Source organism: Rossellomorea aquimaris (assembly GCF_020172085.1).
Classification (GTDB): Bacteria; Bacillota; Bacilli; order Bacillales; family Bacillaceae_B; genus Rossellomorea; species Rossellomorea aquimaris_E.
The window spans coordinates 198,888-219,399 of the sequence record NZ_JAIVAT010000008.1; the positions used below are offsets into that span (position 1 = coordinate 198,888).

The following is a 20,512-nucleotide window of genomic DNA, read 5'->3' on the forward strand; positions in this document are numbered from 1 at the left end:
ACAAGGGGAATTTCGTACGAAAAAGGGGAAGCAAGTTCGCTCCCCCTTCCATTATCTTTCGGTAATTTTCACGTTAATATTGTAACGGGGAATCGCTCGTTGTAATTTGTCTTTGAGCATGGCTTCCTCTTTATCAGTCTCTTCCATATTCATTTCTTTCTTCGTATGAGCGGTCACCCACATCTGATTCCCATTGATCCAGACTTCATCAGGCTGAAATTTAGATTTCTCTCTTACCACTTCACGGGCTTTATCTTCATATACACCGGTTGTCGTTGAAGTCGTACCTGGTGAATTCGTCAGGTTAGGAAAATTGGGGTTTTGATCCGTGATATCCCGCACACTTTCATCTTGGCGCTTATCCATTACCGCTTTGCGGTTATCAATGAAACGGGTCCCGCCGCTATCATTATGCACACCGTATTCCGACTCCTGATTTACACCACATGCCGTAATCAAAATAAAGAAAACGGTAAAGGATAAAGCTAATAGTAATCTTTTCATTCTTTCACACCTCCTGATGTTAGGTTTTCCTGCAGGAAGGTGGTTATGCATTGGTCTGGTCGAGGGTGCTGGTGAGTATTGAGGGAATTTTTGTAAAAAGACGCAAATAACGGAAAAATGACGCAATAAATCGTAAAATGACGCAATCACCGTCGAAAATGACGCAATTCCGGTCCTCAGACGCCTTTCTAGATTAAACGCTCCATCCTCAATCAAGCCAAATCACCCTTCAAACCAGTGCATATGAGCAAAACATCCTATTTTCATGCTTTTTGCATTTAAATATAAAAAAACAAAGCCCCAACTAAGGACTTTGTTTACAAAAATTTAAACTTCCTTCACCATATCCGGCGTAACACTCATCCCGGTCGGCACTTCATGGTGATGACGGCATCTTGGCTCGTAAGCTTCAGATGCCCCGACGAGAATGACGGGATCATCGTAGCATGCCGGTTCACCGTTGATCAGACGCTGAGTCCGGCTTGCCGGAGAGCCGCAGACGGCACAAACGGCTTGAAGTTTTGTCACTTGCTCAGCAATGGACATCAAGTCCGGCATCGGTCCGAATGGTTCTCCACGGAAATCCTGATCAAGACCTGCTAGGATGACGCGATATCCGCTGTTTGCTAATTTTTGTACGACGTTGACGATGCCTTCATCAAAGAACTGCACCTCATCGATCGCAACGACATCCACCTCTGGATTAAGATCATCAAGGATCACGCTGGAATCCTCTACTGCTTTGGCGATGACAGAGGTACCATTATGAGATACAACCGACTCATCACTATAGCGATTATCTAATTTTGGCTTATACACAGCAATTTCTTGTTTAGCAAATTGAGTGCGTCGTACCCGGCGGATCAGTTCCTCGGATTTCCCTGAGAACATGCTGCCGCAAATGACTTCTACCCAACCCGTTTGTTTCATGACATACACGAAAGCGCCTCTCCTTCCTTACCCTTTGTTCTATAAAAAAACAGCCTGGCTGTTAGTAAAAACGGACTACTACTTACTATAAAGCATTCCTTTATGTACGGGAATAATGCTTGAAATTCAGGAATTTGGCAGAAAAAAAGAGGCACAGCTCAATTGGAACTGCCTCTATTTCATCGACCATTTGCTTTAAACGTAATAAAAAACAGGCAAGCATGAAGATCCTTGCCTGTTTTTCTAATAGAAGAGAAGGATCCGCACCTACGCACAAAGGAGTTGGATGCGGCCTTCTGACTCTTCATTATTGTTGTTGATTTTTAAGACCGTATTTTTTGTTGAAACGGTCAACACGTCCACCTGCATCAGCGAATTTCTGACGGCCTGTGTAGAATGGATGGCATTCAGAACATACCTCAACGCGCATTTCTTCTGCTACAGAACCAGTTTCGAATTCGTTACCGCAAGCACAGCTAACTTTGATCATGTTGTACTTTGGATGAATTGCTGATTTCATTCTCTTTCATCTCCTTCCGCCCTGAATCATCTGAAACAGAGTAATTTATTACGAAGATATATGTGATATGAGCATAAGCATGAGAGTAATAGCCAGCCCCTTACCACATCCAGTTTTTAAAAACACATTGACACTATTATAACAAGGACAAGGATTTTTTGCAACATAGAAAATTGGAAATTCCAGTCACCCCTTATCTCGAAAAATCGGTCGATTACTAGATTAACGCTTCTTGGACTCTTCTGTCAACACGTTGAAAAACTCTTCATTCGTCTTCGATTGCTTCAGCTTTCGCATCAGCTTCTCAGCGAAATCAGGCTGATCGGACATGGCTTTTCTGATCGCCCATAATTTTTCAAGATGATCCGGCTTGATCAGAAGCTCTTCACGACGCGTTCCGGAACGACGGATGTCGATGGCCGGGAAAATACGGCGCTCTGCAAGAGAACGGTCAAGGTGAAGCTCAAGGTTTCCGGTTCCTTTGAATTCTTCATAGATGACATCGTCCATACGGGATCCCGTGTCCACAAGTGCTGTGGCAAGGACCGTCAAGCTTCCGCCCTCTTCAATGTTACGGGCAGCCCCGAAGAATCGTTTCGGACGGTGGAATGCGGCAGGATCGATACCACCGGAAAGAGTTCGCCCACTTGGCGGGATGACCAGGTTATACGCACGGGCCAAACGAGTGATGCTGTCCATAAGGATGATGACGTCACGCTTGTGCTCAACCAGACGCATCGCGCGCTCAAGAACGAGTTCCGCCACTTTGATGTGGTTTTCCGGCACTTCATCGAATGTCGAGCTGACGACTTCTGCTTCTACCGATCGTTCGATATCGGTTACTTCCTCTGGACGCTCATCGATCAGAAGAATGATCAGTTCCGCTTCTGGATGATTGGTTGTGATGGAATTTGCGATTTCTTTGATCAGCATCGTCTTACCCGCTTTAGGTGGGGCTACGATCAACCCACGCTGTCCAAAGCCGACTGGTGCGATGAGATCCATGACGCGTGTGGAAATTTTATTAGGCGTTGTTTCAAGCTTCATTTGACGGTCAGGGTATAAAGGCGTCAATCCTGGAAAATGCACACGTTCTTTCGCAGAATCAGGTTCTTCCCCGTTCACCATTTCAACATGCAGCAATCCGAAATAACGTTCATTTTCTTTCGGAGGACGTACCTTACCCGACACTTTATCACCGTTACGAAGGTCAAAACGGCGTATCTGTGATGCCGAAATGTAAATATCCTCAGAGCTTGGAGAATAGTTGATCGGTCGTAAGAAACCAAATCCTTCTGATTGAATGATTTCAAGAACACCTTCCATGAAGAAGAAGCCTTCTTGTTCTGCACGAACTTTAAGAATAGCGAAAATCAATTCTTTTTTTGTTAATTTACTATAATAAGAAACTTTGTATTGTTTGGCTAGCTCGTAAAGCTCTTTCAGCTTCATATTTTCTAAGCTAGAAATTGTTAGTTCTTCCATTATGACACCACGCTTTATTAATTTGTCCTACCAAAAGAAAATAATTTAGTTTATTTTCAAAGAGAGTAGTTGTTGATTTCCGCTCCAGGTGCTCGCTTACCGCGGGGCGTGAGTTGAGCCTCCTCGGGCGCTGCCCTGTGGGGTCTCAACTTTCCCGCAGGAGTCGAACACCTTCCGCTTCAATCAACTTTGATATTTACTCTTTCACTAAAGGTATTTTATTTAGCAAAAGAGGCCAAAAGGGTAGATTTTTCTAAAAATGAAGAAATAAGTTGAAGCATAACTATAAAGAAAAAATACTGAAGATAAAAACCTTATCTATTGTAACCATACTTTTCAACAAGAATCAATAACTGGGTAGAAAAAGGAAGGTAGATTTGGTAGATAGGCAGTATTTTTTCACCTATGAAGAAAAAAAGTGAGTGATAAGAGTGTGGACGGGCAGATGTTCTGCCCATCCTGTTCTCTTATATAAGAAGAGTTGGTTTCTCTCTCTGTATCCTTGTGTCTATTATTTCATGACAAGGTTTGGCTTTTTCTGAAGGCTGTGGCGTCCATCGATAAATCGGACTGTACCGGACTTCGCGCGCATGACGACAGAATGTGTCAGACCGTATGCTCCTTTAAGCTGTACACCTCTTAGGAGTTCCCCGTCTGTTACACCTGTTGCGGCAAAGATAGCATCGTCACCACACACAAGGTCTTCCATCCGAAGGATCTTGTCCACATCAAGGCCCATGCTGATACAACGCTCGAGTTCCGCACCGTTTTGCGGCAGAAGCTTCCCTTGGATTTCTCCGCCTAGGCATTTCAAGGCAACGGCAGCCAGTACTCCCTCAGGAGCTCCGCCGGATCCGAACAGGATATCGACACCCGTATGATCGAACGCTGTGTTCATGGCCCCTGCCACGTCCCCATCATTGATCAGTTTGATACGAGCGCCAGCTTCTCTCAGCTGTTGGATGATGTGTTCATGACGCGGACGATTCAAGACTGTCGCTACAACATCTTCAATGTCCTTGTTCTTCGCTTTCGCAACAGCTTTCAGGTTGTCGATGACAGAAGCGTTGATGTCGATTTCCCCGACCGCTTCCGGTCCAACAGCAATCTTATCCATATACATATCGGGTGCATTCAGCAGATTTCCGTGGTCTGCCACAGCGAGTACAGCCAGTGCATTCCAGCCTCCGGAAGCAACGATATTCGTTCCTTCAAGCGGATCGACAGCTACATCGACACGCGGGCCGTAGCCTGTCCCCAGTTTCTCACCAATATATAACATTGGAGCTTCATCCATTTCCCCTTCACCGATGACGACCGTTCCCTTCATCGGTACAGTATCGAATACGTCGCGCATGGCGGAAGTTGCAGCGTCATCCGCTTCATCCTTCTTCCCGCGACCCATCCAGCGGGCCGATGCAAGAGCGGCCCCTTCCGTTACTCGAACTAGCTCCATTGATAAACTTCTTTCCATGTATATAGCCTCCCGTGTTCCCTTTAGTTTTACAATAATCTTAAATTGTATAACATATTGACAGATTTATTGTAACACATTGAAAACGTTAGAGAGACTATTTTTCGAAAAAAGTAGGACATAATCGTTTGTTTGGTAAGAAAATTACTGGAAATAATGTAAACCTATGACTTCATCTGCTCCATTTCCTCAACCGTCATCTTTTCACGCCAAATCGTTGCGCCGAGACCCTCGAGTTTCGAAACGAGATCACTGTAACCGCGGTCGATATGCTCGAGTCCGGTCACTTCTGTGATGCCCTCGGCCATTAAGCCGGCAATGACAAGGGCTGCTCCTGCGCGGAGGTCACTTGCCTTCACTTTGGCCCCCTGTAATTGAACAGGACCGTTGACGATGGCAGAGCGTCCTTCGACTTTGATTGTGGCGTTCATTCTTCTCAGCTCATCAATATGCTTGAAACGGGCTGAGTAGATGGTATCTGTTACAACGGCAGACCCTTCTGCCCGATTGAGTAACGTGGTGAACGGCTGCTGAAGATCCGTCGGGAAACCTGGATATACCAGTGTTTTCACATCAACGGATTTGAGCTTATCCGCTCTGCCGATGAAGATCTGATCGTCGTTTGTTTCAACTGGCACTCCCATTTCACGGAGTTTGGCAATGACCGATTCCATATGTAATGGGATGACATTGTCGACAAGTACCCCTTTTCCGACTGCAGCTGCAAGGATCATAAAGGTTCCCGCTTCGATACGGTCTGGGATGATGGTATGACGGCAGCCGTGAAGCTCGTCCACCCCATCAATCCGGATCACATCGGTACCGGCTCCCTTGATCTTCGCACCCATATTACTTAAAAGGGTCGCAACATCGATGATTTCAGGTTCTTTCGCCGCATTTTCAATGATCGTTCTGCCCTTCGCGCGGACCGCAGCAAGCATGATGTTGATCGTTGCCCCGACGCTGACGACATCCAGATAAATGCGGGCACCCTTTAATTCGTCGGCACGCAAATAAATCGCGCCTTGTTCATTGGTGACTTCCGCTCCTAGAGCTTCGAAGCCTTTGATATGCTGGTCGATCGGACGTGGCCCTAGGTGACATCCACCTGGTAAACCGATGACCGCTTTTTTAAAGCGTCCGAGCATCGCACCCATCAAATAGTAGGAAGCACGAAGCTTTTTCACCTTTCCGCTTGGTAAAGGCATGGACACCATTTGACTTGGATCGACTCTCATATCCCCATCTTCCAATGAGACAGAACCGCCGATCTCTTCTAAAAGATCTTTCAGCGTTCTCACATCAGAGATGTCCGGTAATCCTTCGATCGTAACCGGAGAATCTGCAAGGATGGTTGCCGGGATCAAGGCTACCGCACTATTTTTGGCCCCACTGACTTTAATGGTTCCTTCTAGCGGATAACCTCCTGCAATTTTTAGCTTTTCCATATTAATCTCCCTTCCACTGTTCAAGATGACACTATGAACAAAAAGGATTATTTTTCCAATAGAAGACGTTCTAAGAAGTATTGTCTACTAGTGTATACATAATTCGTCAAAACATGTATAGGAGAATCGAATTTTTTTCCTTTAGATCGATTGACCTAAGATTAGCGGTTGTTCCAATCATTCAGGAACGCGTCAATTCCTTTATCCGTTAATGGATGCTGGAATAATTGTTTTAATACTTTAAGCGGGACGGTTGCGATGTGAGCCCCTCTTAAAGCCGCTTCCGTAATATGCTGTGGATGACGGGTCGAAGCCGCGATGATTTCTGTTTCCAGACCGTGAATGGCAAAGATTTCAGCAATCTTAGATACTAGCTCAAGACCATCATGACCGATATCATCTAATCTTCCTAAAAAAGGCGAAACGTACGTCGCTCCAGCACGAGCCGCTAACAGCGCCTGGTTCGCACTGAAAATCAGCGTGACATTTGTCTTGATCCCTTCTTTAGCAAAAGTAGAGGTCGCTTTCAGGCCATCTGGCGTCATTGGCAGCTTTACGGTAATATTAGGAGCGATTTTCGCAAGCTCCCTTCCTTCTTTGATCATGCCTTCTGCATCTGTTGCAATGACTTCAGCGCTTACAGAACCTGGGACCAGATCCGTGATTTCTTTCAAACGATCTTCAAATGTTACGTCTTTTTCTTTCGCCACTAGGGACGGATTCGTTGTTACTCCTGATACAATACCCCATGAGAATGCTTCCTTGATTTCGTTCATGTTAGCTGTGTCTATGAAAAATTTCATTAGTAAATACCCCATTTTCGACAAAATTTTCAATCTTTTTTAATGAACGGAAAGGACTGACCCAACAAGGTATCAACCCTCTCCTGGTGCCAGTCCCATCCTACTACATCATTTTATTTACCACGATTGGACAGGATCTAATCTATGTAAGATACCTTTTCCAAACATTACCTGAAGTTTACGCCTGGTTAGAAGAACCGAATTCGCGCATTTTACCAGCAACTGTCGCTTTAATCGCTTCACGAGCCGGCCCCATGTATTTACGTGGATCATATACTTCTGTGTCAGCTGCAAGCACTTCGCGTACCGCTTTTGCAGAAGCAATTTGATTTTCAGTGTTTACGTTGATTTTAGCTGTTCCGTAAGAAATCGCTTTTTGGATATCTTTTGTAGGGATTCCAGTTCCGCCGTGAAGGACTAGAGGTACTCCAGTAGCCGCTCCGATTTCTTCCATTTCTTTGAATCCTAGGTTTGGTTCACCTTTGTAAGGACCATGGACAGAACCAAGTGCAGGTGCAAGTGTATCGATGCCAGTACGTTCAACCAGCTCTTGACACTCTTTAGGATCTGCATAAATAACGCCGTCAGCTACTACGTCATCTTCTTGTCCACCAACTGTTCCAAGTTCAGCTTCGACAGAAACACCTTTAGAGTGTGCATACTCAACCACTTTAGAAGTGATTTCGATGTTCTCTTCGAAAGGACCGTGAGAAGCGTCGATCATAACAGATGTGAATCCTGCATCGATTGCTTCTTTACATTTGTCATAGCTTGAACCGTGGTCTAAGTGAATCGCAACAGGAACGGTGATGTTTAAGTCTTCCATAAGACCTTCAACCATTTTCACCACTGTTTTGAAGCCGCTCATGTAACGGGCAGCACCTTCAGATACACCAAGGATGACAGGTGATTTTTCTTCTTCTGCCGCTTGCAGGATCGCTTGAGTGAACTCAAGGTTATTCAGGTTGAATTGACCTACTGCATAGCTTTTTTCTTTTGCTTGAATAAGCATGTCTTTCATTGAAACTAAAGGCATAGTTATTTCCTCCTTTTATTCAGTCAGTGAACCATTTTAGTAGAAATGGTGGTGTTATTTATAGCACCTTGTGACATTGTTTACAATTTCACTTGTATCATACCAAAACAGAATTGATTTTACCAACTGAAGAGGCGAAATGTTAAAAATACTACTATTTTCACTATTCACACAAAAGCATCAAGCTGGAATATATTGCTTGACGGCTTTTCTTATATCGTCAATATCAAAAGGCTTCGCAAAATGAGTAAGCGCTCCCAAGTCCTTTGCCTCCTGAATCATATCAAGCTCTCCATATGCCGTCATGATAATGACACGGATATCAGCATCTTTCTGCTTCATCCGCTTCAGGATTTCAATTCCATCCATTCCAGGAATTTTCATGTCAAGCAGTACTAAATCAGGGGAGTGATTATCTACGATTTCAAGAGCCTGAATCCCATTCGCCGCTTGAAATGTTTGGTACCCTTCTTTTTGCAACACTTCATTTAATAGTATTCGTATACCAAATTGATCGTCCACAATCAGAATTTTCTCATTCATATATCCCAGTCCCCTTCACTATATAGTAGATTATGTATTCTGGCGTCATTGTATATTTATTACTTATTCTCTTTTTTTGTAAAAAATCCTGCTTCTTCTCAAGATTTTGCTTGAGACCTTTTTCCCTTTATAATAAGCGTTATGAAGAAAAATGTCGAAGATGAATTTGAGAAGGAGATTGAACTTTATGATCAAAATGTTCACTACACAGTTAACGGGACTGTTCAAACGGATTTATGATAAACAGGAATTTGAAATCGAGGACGGAGCGCGCCTGCTTGCCCAGGCTGCGATCGGTCAGGGGAACATCTATATTCAATCATATGGGGAAATGGAAGCTGTGACGTCAGAGGCTTTGTTTGGTGCAGAACCCCTTCCTTCTGCCAAACGATATGATCCTTCTATTGAATTGACAGAGGCGGATCGGGTTTTGGTCGTCACACGCTTCTCAACGGATGAGGATGCGGTTCGCTTTGTGAAGAAGCTGGCGGCAGATGGGATACCATTTGTAGCGGTGTCCGGAGTGATCGAGGGAGAAGTCAATCTCTTGGACGAGGCCGACGTTCACCTGGATACAAAAGTGATCAAAGGAATGCTTCCCGGAGATGAAATCGGTGAGCGTGTGAGCTTCCCTTCGAGCATGGCTGCTCTCTATTTATATTTCGCGCTGGGGTTTGTGATTCGTGAGATGCTGGAGGAGTATGAGGAATAGATGTGTTTGCCCTTTCTCTGTAGAGGAGGGGCTTTTTTTGGTGGGAGGCTTTCGTCGGCGTGCTTTTGCGATGTGAGTCTTCAGTCTGCGAAATTTGTCGAAAAAAGGAGAACGGTCGATATCGTGAAAATAAGGTCGATAAAATGAAAGAACGGTTGATAAAACCGTATAGAGGTCCATAAATCGAAATAAAGGTTGATAAATCCCCACGAAGGTCGATAAAACAAAAAAGCCCTCCCGATCCGGGAGGGCTTTTCCTAACCAATCTATTATTTCTCACCATACGCAAGTGACGCTTCCACGAAGTCTCTGAATAGAGGCTGTGGACGTGTCGGGCGTGATGTGAATTCAGGGTGGAATTGGGATGCAACGAACCATGGGTGGTCGCTCAGCTCGATGATTTCCACTAGACGGCCATCCGGGCTTGTGCCTGAGAAGATGAAGCCGGCTTTTTCCATTTGCTCACGGTAGTGATTGTTGAATTCGAAGCGGTGACGGTGACGTTCGTATACCACTTCTCCATCGTAGGCTGTATAGGCTTTTGAACCTTTTGTCAGCTTACATGGATACAGTCCAAGACGAAGGGTTCCACCAAGATCTTCGATGTCCTTTTGTTCCGGTAATAGATCGATGACCGGATATGGCGTTTCAGGATTCAATTCAGCAGAGTGAGCTCCTTCAAGACCAAGAACGTTACGTGCGTATTCAACAGAAGCTAGCTGCATACCAAGGCAGATTCCAAGGAATGGGATCTTGTTTTCACGGGCATATTGCGTCGCAGAAATCTTTCCTTCCACACCGCGGTCACCGAAGCCTCCTGGTACAAGGATCCCGTCTACATCGGCCAACTTCTCCGCTACGTTTTCATTGTCGACAAGCTCAGAGTTCAACCATCTTACTTCGATATCGCTGTCGAAATGGTACCCTGCATGACGAAGGGCTTCCACTACAGAAATATAGGCATCCTGCAGTTCAACATATTTCCCGACAAGGGCAATCGTCGTTTTGCGGGAAAGGTTTTTCACGCGGTCTACCAGTTCATTCCACTCTGTCATGTCTGCTTCGTGGCAGTCCAACTTCAGGTGCTGACATGTGATTTCATCAAGCTTCTGGTCCTGAAGAGCCAGTGGCACAGAGTATAATGTATCTGCGTCCATTGCTTCGATTACCGCATTTTTATCGATATCGCAGAATAACGCGATTTTGTCCTTCATGTCCTGGGTCATTGGCATTTCTGTACGAACGACGATGACATTTGGCTGGATTCCAAGACTGCGAAGTTCTTTTACGCTATGCTGAGTCGGTTTTGTTTTCATTTCACCGGCTGCTTTGATGTAAGGAACAAGCGTACAGTGAATGTACATCACGTTGTCACGGCCGACATCACTCTTGATTTGGCGGATCGCTTCCAGGAATGGTAGAGATTCGATATCCCCAACCGTTCCTCCGATTTCCGTGATGACGACATCAGAATTCGTTTCGCGGCCGGCACGGTATACGCGCTCTTTGATTTCGTTCGTGATGTGCGGGATAACCTGCACGGTTCCACCAAGATAATCCCCGCGGCGTTCTTTTTTCAATACAGTTGAATAGATTTTACCTGTTGTGACAGAGCTGTATTTCGTCAGGTTGATATCAACGAAACGCTCGTAGTGACCTAAGTCAAGATCCGTTTCCGCACCGTCATCGGTTACGAATACTTCACCGTGTTGATAAGGGCTCATCGTCCCCGGATCCACGTTGATGTATGGATCGAATTTCTGGATCGTGACACTCACTCCACGATTTTTCAATAGTCTGCCAAGGGACGCTGCTGTGATCCCTTTCCCTAGTGACGACACTACGCCGCCTGTTACGAAAATATACTTAGTCATGTATATGTCCCCCTTCAAAGTAAGTTTGGTTCAAAAAAAGTAGAGGGTGTCTCTTATGTAGTCATGTCATGAATTATCTTGTTCAAAGAAGGACCAGTCCATTCTTCTAAAATAAATTCATGTATCAACCAGCTAAAAGACAGCCTCTTAATTATCAAGATACATAATGATGTAAGGGGTCTTTAAAAGATAGATACGCCTATTTCTAGTCACGTCAAAGCATTCTTCTTATAAAAACAAAAAACGCCCCGCTTACAATCATGTAAGGGGAGCGTGATATACGTTATTCGTCCCTTTTTAGGGAGCCCAAATAAAATACTACCTTCCTAGACGAAAGAAGTCAAGCATAGAATAAGGATCGAATTTTCAATCATTTTAAGTGTCAAAAAAGCCCCCCGAAGGCCTAAAGCCTAATGGGGGCATAAGGATCAGAAGAAATTACTTTTCTTCCTCTTCTTCATCTAAGTCCTCGTCCTCTTCTTCATCGACATCGTCGAATTCATCGATTTCAAGGTCATCATCATCATCTTCATCGATATCCAGATCTTCATCTGCATCGTCTACATCGATATCATCGTCATCATCTGTGAGGTCATCATCCTCGTCTGCATCATCAAGATCATCGTAATCCAGATCTTCATCGTCCAGATCATCGAAATCATCCAGATCCAGATCTTCGTCCTTCTTCTTGGCTTTTTTCTTTTTGCTGGATTTCATCGTTGGTACCGTTTCTTCCTCGATTTGATCAACCGGGTACCACTCTCGTAATCCCCAACGATTATCGCCCATGGCAATGAAACGTCCGTCAATATTCAGATCTGTATAAAATTGAAGCAATCGATTACGTACTTCGTCATCAGAGATTTCAAGCAAACCTTTGATTTCCTTGACTACCTCTTCAAATGCCATTGCTTGCTTCTTCTCTACTAAAATTTCATGTGCCAGCTCAATGAATGATGTTTGACGCAATTCTTCTTTGGATAATTGCTTAAGACTCACTTTACGCACTTCCTTTCTCTATTTCACACTCTACTAAGTAGAGTAAAAAAGGGCAAAAATTCTCCATTATCAATTTTAACCATATTCATCATTATAAACAATATGAAACACTTTATGCTATACCTATCTGGTTTTTCTCGTATTTTTTTCACATCTGGTTTTAAGAGGGTCTTCCATTCCCCCATTTTTCTTGTCTCCGACCGTTCCTGATCACCCGGAAGGCTTCATAGAATAAATAGAAAGACAGCAAGAAAAAAGGAATGGCCCCCAGTTGAATTTGATATAAAAGGATGGCGGCGTATATGGTGAGGATCATTAATATGTAACGTAAAACAGCCTTCACAGTCTCACATCCAAACGTTTGTGTCGTCTTATCCGTTCACTTATCTGATAATTCTTATTATATAGGAAATCTTACCCTATAACTATTAAGTTCATGTTAAAAGTTGGTTGAGTTCGTATAAAGGATAGACGGTTTGGTACGTTTTTAAACTTGGCGGAATGAATTTACCATTTTTTAAGAGACATGCGTTGTTGATTTCCGCTTCAATCAACTTATTATATTAATCAACAACTGGTTATTAGTACATAAAAGAATTTTCCTCATCGATAAGACTATGCCTAATCATCACTTTATAGAATGTTCACTGTGAAAAAAGAGACCACTGCACCCACAGTAGTCTCTTTTTCTTTATTACCATTACATATTACGTCGGTACTGTCCGCCTACTTCGTAAAGGGCACGGGTGATTTGTCCAAGGCTTGCGACTTTTACCGTTTCCATCAGCTCTTCGAAGATATTGCCTCCACCGACGGCTGCCTGCTTCAATCGGTTCAGGGCTTCTTCTGTTTGATCTTTGTGCTGAGATTGGAAGTCACGCAGATTATGAATCTGAGTTTCTTTCTCTTCTTTCGTTGCTCGGGCCAGCTCCATGCTGTCCATTTGTTCCTCAGAAGGAGGATTTGGATTCAGGTAGGTGTTCACTCCCACGATCGGGAGCTCACCGGAATGCTTCTTCATTTCGTAGTACATGGATTCTTCCTGGATTTTCCCTCGTTGATATTGGGTTTCCATTGATCCAAGTACTCCGCCACGGTCATTTAAGCGGTCGAATTCAGTCAGCACCATTTCCTCCACGAGATCCGTCAGCTCTTCGACAATGAATGAACCTTGAAGCGGATTTTCGTTTTTGGATAATCCGTGTTCTTTTGTGATGATCATCTGGATGGCCATGGCACGGCGAACGGATTCTTCCGTCGGCGTTGTGATCGCTTCATCATAGGCGTTTGTATGCAGGGAGTTACAGTTATCCTGCAACGCCATCAAGGCTTGAAGCGTTGTACGAATATCATTGAAATCAATCTCCTGAGCATGAAGAGAACGTCCGGATGTTTGAATGTGATACTTCAACTTCTGACTGCGTTCGTTCGCACCATATTTATCTCGCATCACCGTAGACCAGATGCGGCGCGCTACACGTCCGATCACTGTATACTCGGGATCTAAACCGTTCGAGAAGAAGAACGATAAGTTTGGCGCGAAAGCATTGATGTCCATTCCACGGCTTAAGTAGTACTCTACGTACGTAAATCCATTCGCTAGTGTGAAGGCAAGCTGCGAAATCGGGTTCGCCCCCGCTTCGGCGATATGATAGCCGGAAATCGAAACAGAATAATAGTTTCGTACTTTGTGATCGATGAAGTACTGCTGGATGTCACCCATCATGCGAAGTGCGAATTCAGTTGAGAAGATACATGTGTTTTGGCCCTGATCTTCTTTTAAAATATCTGCCTGCACCGTTCCACGGACAACTTGAAGTGTTTGTTCCTTCACTTCCACATATTCTTCGACTGTGAGTACGCGGCCAAGCTCTTCTTCTTTCATGCGGATCTGCTGATCGATGGCTGTATTCATATACATCGCAAGAATGATCGGTGCCGGACCGTTGATCGTCATGGAAACCGACGTAGACGGCGCGCACAGGTCAAACCCTGCATACAGCTTTTTCATATCTTCCAGCGTACAGATGCTCACGCCGCTTTCCCCTACTTTTCCGTAGATGTCCGGACGGTGATCCGGATCTTCACCGTATAACGTGACAGAATCAAATGCCGTACTCAGGCGTTTTGCATCATCATCCTTCGACAGGTAGTGGAATCGGCGGTTCGTCCGTTCAGGTGTCCCTTCTCCGGCAAACTGACGCTTCGGATCTTCCCCTTTTCGTTTAAAAGGAAATACGCCTGCTGTATAAGGGAATGAACCTGGTACATTCTCTTTGTAAACCCAATCCAGAATCTGACCGTAGTCTTTGTATTTTGGAAGAGATACTTTCGGGATGTCCAGTCCGGATAAACTCTTCGTCTTTAATTCCGTGACGATTTCCCTATCACGGATTTTCGTGATGAACTGATCCTTGCTGTACGTTTCTTTGAGGTTATCCCATTTTTGTAAAATCTGTTTCGACTCAGCTGTTAGTTTATTTTCGACTTCTTCTTTTAACGTTTGAAGGGATGTGACGATCCCGTCATTCGTTTCTTTCTCATTGACCGCTTCGATGGCCCCTTCAAGCTGGAACATCCGACGTGCCAAATCCACCTGCTCTTCGGCTTTTTTATGATAATTGCGAACCGTTTCGGCAATTTCACGAAGATAGTAACGGCGATTGTTTGGAATGATCACGTTTTGCTTTTCTACATCGACGTTTTTAGAAAAGCCCGTTTCCCAATCCAGTTCCATCTTTTTATTCACGGTTTCGATGATAGCCGCAAACAGGGCGTTCGTCCCGGGATCATTGAACTGACTGGCAATCGTGCCGTATACTGGCATGTCATCAAGGTCTTTATCGAATAGCATATGACTGCGCTGATACTGCTTCTGCACTTGGCGTCTCGCATCCTCCGAGCCTTTGCGTTCGAATTTATTGATGACGATCAGGTCGGCGAAATCGATCATATCGATTTTCTCAAGCTGGGACGGGGCACCGAATTCACTCGTCATGACGTACATGGACATATCACAGATTTCAGCGATTTCCGCATCTCCCTGCCCGATTCCGCTCGTTTCCACGACGATCAGATCATACCCTGCCGCCTTCACGACATTGATCGCGTCCTTGATCGCAAGTGAAAGCTCCGTTTTCGACCCACGAGTAGCAAGGCTTCGCATGTAAACACGCGGATTGAAGATCGCATTCATACGGATCCGGTCACCTAACAGGGCACCGCCCGTTTTTTGTTTCGTGGGATCGATGGATAGAATCGCGATTTTCTTTTCAGGAAGTTCATTGATAAAACGGCGGATCAGCTCATCCGTCAATGAACTCTTCCCTGCTCCACCTGTTCCTGTAATCCCTAATACCGGCACTTTTTTGGCCAAGTTTTTAATCTCGGAAAAAACGGTTTGGGCTGTAGCCGCGACTTCTTCATTGGCCCCGACTTGGTACTCGGCAAGTGAAATCAGCTTCGAAACCGTGTTCACATTTCCAGTCGAAAGCTTTTCAACTTCTTGATTCACGCTTCCCTTGATGGTCGGGAAATCACATTCCTCGATCATCTTATTTATCATGCCTTGAAGACCCTGCGTACGTCCGTCTTCAGGCGAAAAGATGCGGGCGATCCCGTATTCGTGAAGTTCCTTGATTTCACGTGGGATGATCACCCCGCCGCCTCCGCCATAAATGCGGATGTGGGATGCCCCTCTTTCTTTTAAAAGATCGTACATATATTTGAAGTATTCGACGTGTCCGCCCTGATAAGATGAAATCGCAATCCCCTGAACATCTTCTTGAATAGCAGCATTGACAACTTCTTCTACAGAACGGTTATGTCCCAAGTGGATGACTTCCGCCCCACTTGCCTGGATAATCCGACGCATTATGTTGATCGACGCATCATGCCCGTCAAACAGGCTCGACGCCGTGACAAAACGAACATGGTGCTTTGGTTTATAAATCTCAACCGTGCTCATACTACTCCCCCTGTTCTCCCTTGTTTTTCAAATCCGATGATTCCTGTAAAAAGCAGCTCGATTTGAAGATCGATGTATTCCTCAAGCGTAAATCGCTTCTGCATCGCCCAGCGACGGAATCCCCACATCTGTCCCTGAACGAAAACATTTTGAGCCAGCATGTGGCTTTGATTACCATCAAGATCCAGTTTCCCGCTTTCCACGCAGCCTTTGATCAGGTCTTCCACCATCCCGACCATTTCAAGCTCCTTGCGCAGGACATATGGAAGGGCGTCCTTTGAGAGTGATTTCGCTTCCTGATACATGACAAGAACTTCATCCTGCATCCGGTCCATCACCTTGAAGTAATGGGCGATGCCGAGCCGTAAGCTCTCAATCGTCCCTTTTCCCACATCCAGCTCCTCAAGCTCCAATCGAACCTGCTCATAAATGCTGTCACACACTAAATACAGTACATCTTCCTTTGTTCGTATATATTCATACAGCGTTCCGATACTGAATCCGGCGGCCTTTGCGATCTCTCTAGTCGTGGTGCGATGAAACCCTTTTTGTTTAAACAGAGAGACGGCCCCACGAATCATCTGATCACGCCGCTTTTCCACCAAACGCTCATCCTTAACCGAAGCATGAACTTCCCTCTTCTTATTCAAAACAATCGACCGCCTTTATATTCCGTTTCTCCCATTGACCCCTAACCTCTAATCTAACTGCTTCATCCCCCAACGAAGCAATCAGAACTCTATCTCTATATCAATTCATACCGGGCCTGGCACCCTCAAGCAGCCGTGACACAAACCCCTTTACGCCACGAAACATGCAGAAATCCTTCGGGTGCATGACACGCGTCAGGACTTTCAAGAAAATCTTCTTTAAAATCAATCCCTTACTTCGTCACCATCCGCGAAATAACCAATCTCTGAATCTCCTGCGTCCCCTCATAAATCTGAGTGATTTTCGCATCACGCATATAACGCTCTACCGGATAATCCTTCGTATAGCCATATCCACCAAAGATTTGAACCGCTTCTGTCGTTACTTTCATCGCTGTATCCCCGGCCATCAGCTTCGACATCGCCGATTCTTTTCCGTATGGAAGCCCTTCAGACTCCAACCACGCAGCTTGGTAGGTTAATAGACGGGAAGCTTCGATGGAAGTAGCCATATCCGCGATCTTGAATGAAATCCCCTGGTTCGCTGCAATCGGCTTACCGAACTGCTCACGCTCTTTGGCATAATCGACCGACGCATCAAGGGCCCCTTGAGCAATCCCGACAGCTTGAGCGGCAATTCCGTTACGGCCGCCATCAAGAGTCATCATGGCAATCTTGAATCCGTCGCCTTCATTGCCAAGCATGTTCTCTTTTGGCACCTTGCAGTCTTCAAATACAATCTCAGTCGTTGGCGATGAACGGATACCGAGCTTCTTCTCTTTCTTCCCTACCGAGAACCCTTCAAAGCCTGCCTCTACAATGAACGCACTCGTTCCACGCTGGCGCTGGGAAGGATCAGTTAATGCAAACACGATATACGTATCAGCAATTCCACCGTTTGTAATGAAAATTTTAGAACCGTTCAATACATAATGATCGCCTTCTAATCGAGCGGTCGTCTTCATACCGCCGGCGTCAGATCCTGAACCTGGCTCTGTCAGACCATAAGCACCGATTTTCTCACCTTGAGCCATCGGGCGAAGATATTTCTGCTTTTGTTCTTCGGTACCGAATTTGTAAACCGGCCATCCTGCAAGCGATGTATGAGCTGAAAGCGTAACTCCCGTGGACGCACACACCCTTGATAGCTCTTCAACGGCGATACAGTACGCGAGATAGTCACTGCCGATCCCGCCGTATTCTTCCGGCCAAGGTATCCCCGTCAGTCCAAGCTCTGCCATCTTCTTGAATATATCCATATCAAAGCGCTCTTCCTCATCACGCTCAGCAGCAGTCGGAGCCACCTCATTCCGCGCGAAATCACGCACCATCTTCCGTATCATTTCATGCTCTTCCGATAATTTAAAATTCATCTCAACTTCCTCCTCATATCTACTTCATACCGGGTCCGGCAACCTCAAAAAGCAGCAAACCCCTTTACACCACGAAACACCTCAGTATATATCGGGTGCCTGACACGCTAAGAATAAGTGCTCTGCGACACCCTTGCTAGATTTCAATTACACCAACAAATTCTTCCCGATCACCATCCGCTGAATCTCACTCGTACCCTCATAAATCTCCGTCACTTTCGCGTCACGGAACAAGCGCTCAACCGGATATTCCTTCGTGTAGCCATATCCGCCATACACCTGGATCGCCTCCGTCGACACTTCAACCGCTGTTTTCGAAGCAAACAGCTTTGCCATACTGGCTTCTTTCCCGCAGGAATTGTTATTTGTACGAAGATTCGCCGCACGGTACACAAGAAGCTTAGCTCCTTCAACGGCCGTCGCCATATCCGCCAGCTTAAAGCCGATTCCCTGCTGAGCGGCAATCGGTTTGCCAAACTGCACACGTTCTTTGGCATAAGCCGTTGAATAGTCAAATGCTGCTTCAGCGATTCCCAGTGCCTGTGCTGCAATTCCGATTCGACCGACATCAAGATTGGCCATCGCGATTTTGAAGCCTTCCCCTTCTTCACCGAGGAGGTTTTCAGCAGGTACTTTCATATCTTCAAAGGTCAACTGAACGGTCCGGGAACCGTGAAGACCCATCTTATGTTCATCTTTCCCGATCACAAGCCCTGGTGTATCCTTCTCTACGATGAAGGCAGACACCCCGCGGCTTCCTTTTGTCGGATCCGTTGTGGCAAAAACAATATACGTATCTGCCTCACCGCCGTTGGTGATAAAAACTTTCGATCCGTTCACCACATAGTGATCTCCCCGCTTCTCAGCACGGGATTTGAGGCTCTTTGCATCAGATCCTGCACTCGGCTCTGTCAGGCAGAAAGCACCCAGGTATTCTCCCGACGCAAGTTTAGGAAGGTACTTTTGTTTCTGCTCCTCGTTTCCGAAATAAAGGATCGGGTTGGTTCCCACCGACGTATGGACAGATAGGATGACCCCGATGGTGGCACTTACTTTCGACAGCTCGTGAATCGCAATGATATACGAAGTGAAATCCATCTCCGAACCGCCATATTTCTCAGGGGTCGTGATCCCCATCAAACCAAGCTCAGCCATTTTTTTCAGGATTTCTCTCGGGAATTCTCCCTCTTCCATTTTTTCTATAAACGGCTGAATTTCCGTTTCAGCAAAATCCCTGACCATTTTCCTCATCATCTGCTGCTCTTCCGTGAATCGTAACTCCATGACTGTTTCCCCCCTGATGTTCGTTATTCGTACGAATAGAAACCGCGGCCTGTTTTCTTACCCAGCCAGCCGGCCTTCACATATTTTCTAAGCAGTGGACACGGGCGGTATTTATCATCACCGAAGCCTTCGTGCAGTGTTTCCATGATGTATAGGCAAGTATCGAGTCCGATGAAGTCAGCTAACGTAAGAGGTCCCATCGGGTGATTCATACCGAGCTTCATCACTTCGTCAATTGCTTCTTTGCTCGCCACTCCTTCATACAGGGTGTAGATCGCTTCATTGATCATCGGCATCAAAATACGGTTTGACACGAATCCAGGGAAATCTTCCACTTCCACCGGCACTTTATTAAGGGACTTCGTCATGTCTTCAATCACCTGATACACTTCATCCGTCGTCGCCAATCCACGGATGATCTCCACAAGCTTCATCACGGGTACCGGATTCATGAAATGCATCCCGATCACTTGCTTCGGACGCTTCGTCGCTGCAGCGATTTCCGTGATTGGAAGGGATGACGTATTAGAAGCAAGGATTGTATGCTCCGGCGTAATTTCATCTAGTTGAGCAAAAATTTTCGTTTTGATGTCCATATTTTCAACGGCCGCTTCAATGACGATATCAACCTGCTTGGCATCGTGGATATCCGTTGAAGCCTTCAGGCGGTTCAACGTGGCTGTCTTATCTTCTTCCGTCATTCTCCCTTTTTCAACGGAACGCGTCAGGTTCTTCGTGATGACGCCCATTCCCTTTTGAACAAACTCTTCTTTCAAATCGTTCAGATACACATTGAATCCAGCTTGAGCACATACCTGTGCAATTCCGGAGCCCATTTGACCTGCACCGATGACCATTACGTTTTTGATGTTCATTTTGTTCTCCCCTTTGCTATGGTTAACACTAGTAA

17 protein-coding genes are annotated in these 20,512 nt (G+C 45.4%); 1 reads left to right on the top strand and 16 read right to left on the bottom strand.

Annotation, left to right across the window (positions count from 1 at the left end):
- Nucleotides 1-51 precede the first annotated feature (51 nt).
- The 9 genes from LCL96_RS18665 to LCL96_RS18705 all read right to left on the bottom strand — a co-directional run bounded on the left by LCL96_RS18665 (nt 52) and on the right by LCL96_RS18705 (nt 8,743).
- The gene (locus LCL96_RS18665) at nt 52-504 is read right to left on the bottom strand and encodes a hypothetical protein (protein WP_224943982.1); all 453 of its coding nucleotides are present in this window, start codon (nt 502-504) and stop codon (nt 52-54) included.
- 327 nt (nt 505-831) lie between these two features.
- Entirely contained in the window at nt 832-1,443 is a 612-nt protein-coding gene (locus tag LCL96_RS18670) for a thymidine kinase (RefSeq protein ID WP_224943990.1), read from the bottom strand.
- Between the two features lie 298 nt (nt 1,444-1,741).
- Nucleotides 1,742-1,954 (bottom strand): 50S ribosomal protein L31, encoded by a 213-nt coding sequence (gene rpmE / locus LCL96_RS18675; RefSeq protein WP_224943993.1) that lies wholly within the window; start codon nt 1,952-1,954, stop codon nt 1,742-1,744.
- A gap of 222 nt (nt 1,955-2,176) precedes the next feature.
- Nucleotides 2,177-3,439 carry a transcription termination factor Rho gene (rho, locus tag LCL96_RS18680; RefSeq protein WP_224943995.1) on the bottom strand — a complete coding sequence of 421 codons (1,263 nt, stop codon included), beginning with the start codon at nt 3,437-3,439 and terminating at the stop codon, nt 2,177-2,179.
- 511 nt (nt 3,440-3,950) lie between these two features.
- A complete protein-coding gene (gene glpX, locus LCL96_RS18685) occupies nt 3,951-4,913 on the bottom strand; it encodes a class II fructose-bisphosphatase (protein ID WP_224943997.1) in 963 nt (320 codons plus the stop codon).
- Nucleotides 4,914-5,077: 164 nt separating this feature from the next.
- Nucleotides 5,078-6,361, bottom strand: a complete 1,284-nt coding sequence (locus LCL96_RS18690; protein ID WP_224944007.1) for a UDP-N-acetylglucosamine 1-carboxyvinyltransferase — start codon at nt 6,359-6,361, stop codon at nt 5,078-5,080.
- A gap of 161 nt (nt 6,362-6,522) precedes the next feature.
- A complete protein-coding gene (fsa, locus tag LCL96_RS18695; protein WP_224944009.1) occupies nt 6,523-7,164 on the bottom strand; it encodes a fructose-6-phosphate aldolase in 642 nt (213 codons plus the stop codon).
- 178 nt (nt 7,165-7,342) lie between these two features.
- Nucleotides 7,343-8,200 carry a class IIb fructose-bisphosphate aldolase FdaB gene (fdaB, locus tag LCL96_RS18700; protein ID WP_098351487.1) on the bottom strand — a complete coding sequence of 286 codons (858 nt, stop codon included), beginning with the start codon at nt 8,198-8,200 and terminating at the stop codon, nt 7,343-7,345.
- A gap of 180 nt (nt 8,201-8,380) precedes the next feature.
- Nucleotides 8,381-8,743 carry a response regulator gene (locus LCL96_RS18705; RefSeq protein ID WP_206858194.1) on the bottom strand — a complete coding sequence of 121 codons (363 nt, stop codon included), beginning with the start codon at nt 8,741-8,743 and terminating at the stop codon, nt 8,381-8,383.
- A gap of 187 nt (nt 8,744-8,930) precedes the next feature.
- On the opposite strand from LCL96_RS18705, the gene LCL96_RS18710 reads away from it, so the two are divergent.
- Nucleotides 8,931-9,455 carry a DUF2529 domain-containing protein gene (locus LCL96_RS18710; RefSeq protein WP_224944011.1) on the top strand — a complete coding sequence of 175 codons (525 nt, stop codon included), beginning with the start codon at nt 8,931-8,933 and terminating at the stop codon, nt 9,453-9,455.
- A 269-nt stretch (nt 9,456-9,724) separates the two neighbouring features.
- On the opposite strand, the gene LCL96_RS18715 is transcribed toward LCL96_RS18710, so the two are convergent.
- The 7 genes from LCL96_RS18715 to LCL96_RS18745 form a co-directional block, all read right to left on the bottom strand.
- The gene (locus LCL96_RS18715) at nt 9,725-11,329 is read right to left on the bottom strand and encodes a CTP synthase (RefSeq protein ID WP_224944013.1); all 1,605 of its coding nucleotides are present in this window, start codon (nt 11,327-11,329) and stop codon (nt 9,725-9,727) included.
- 438 nt (nt 11,330-11,767) lie between these two features.
- A complete protein-coding gene (rpoE, locus tag LCL96_RS18720) occupies nt 11,768-12,328 on the bottom strand; it encodes a DNA-directed RNA polymerase subunit delta (protein WP_224944017.1) in 561 nt (186 codons plus the stop codon).
- A gap of 700 nt (nt 12,329-13,028) precedes the next feature.
- Entirely contained in the window at nt 13,029-16,295 is a 3,267-nt protein-coding gene (icmF, locus tag LCL96_RS18725; protein ID WP_224944019.1) for a fused isobutyryl-CoA mutase/GTPase IcmF, read from the bottom strand.
- A complete protein-coding gene (locus LCL96_RS18730) occupies nt 16,292-16,945 on the bottom strand; it encodes a TetR/AcrR family transcriptional regulator (protein WP_224944021.1) in 654 nt (217 codons plus the stop codon). The genes icmF and LCL96_RS18730 overlap by 4 nt, the downstream gene beginning before the upstream one ends.
- A gap of 233 nt (nt 16,946-17,178) precedes the next feature.
- The gene (locus LCL96_RS18735) at nt 17,179-18,318 is read right to left on the bottom strand and encodes an acyl-CoA dehydrogenase (RefSeq protein ID WP_224944025.1); all 1,140 of its coding nucleotides are present in this window, start codon (nt 18,316-18,318) and stop codon (nt 17,179-17,181) included.
- Nucleotides 18,319-18,465: 147 nt separating this feature from the next.
- On the bottom strand, nt 18,466-19,602 hold the full coding sequence (locus LCL96_RS18740) for an acyl-CoA dehydrogenase (protein WP_224944028.1): 1,137 nt from the start codon (nt 19,600-19,602) through the stop codon (nt 18,466-18,468).
- A gap of 23 nt (nt 19,603-19,625) precedes the next feature.
- Nucleotides 19,626-20,477: a 3-hydroxybutyryl-CoA dehydrogenase gene (locus tag LCL96_RS18745; protein WP_224944031.1), complete on the bottom strand. Its 852-nt coding sequence runs from the start codon at nt 20,475-20,477 to the stop codon at nt 19,626-19,628.
- Nucleotides 20,478-20,512: the final 35 nt, after the last annotated feature.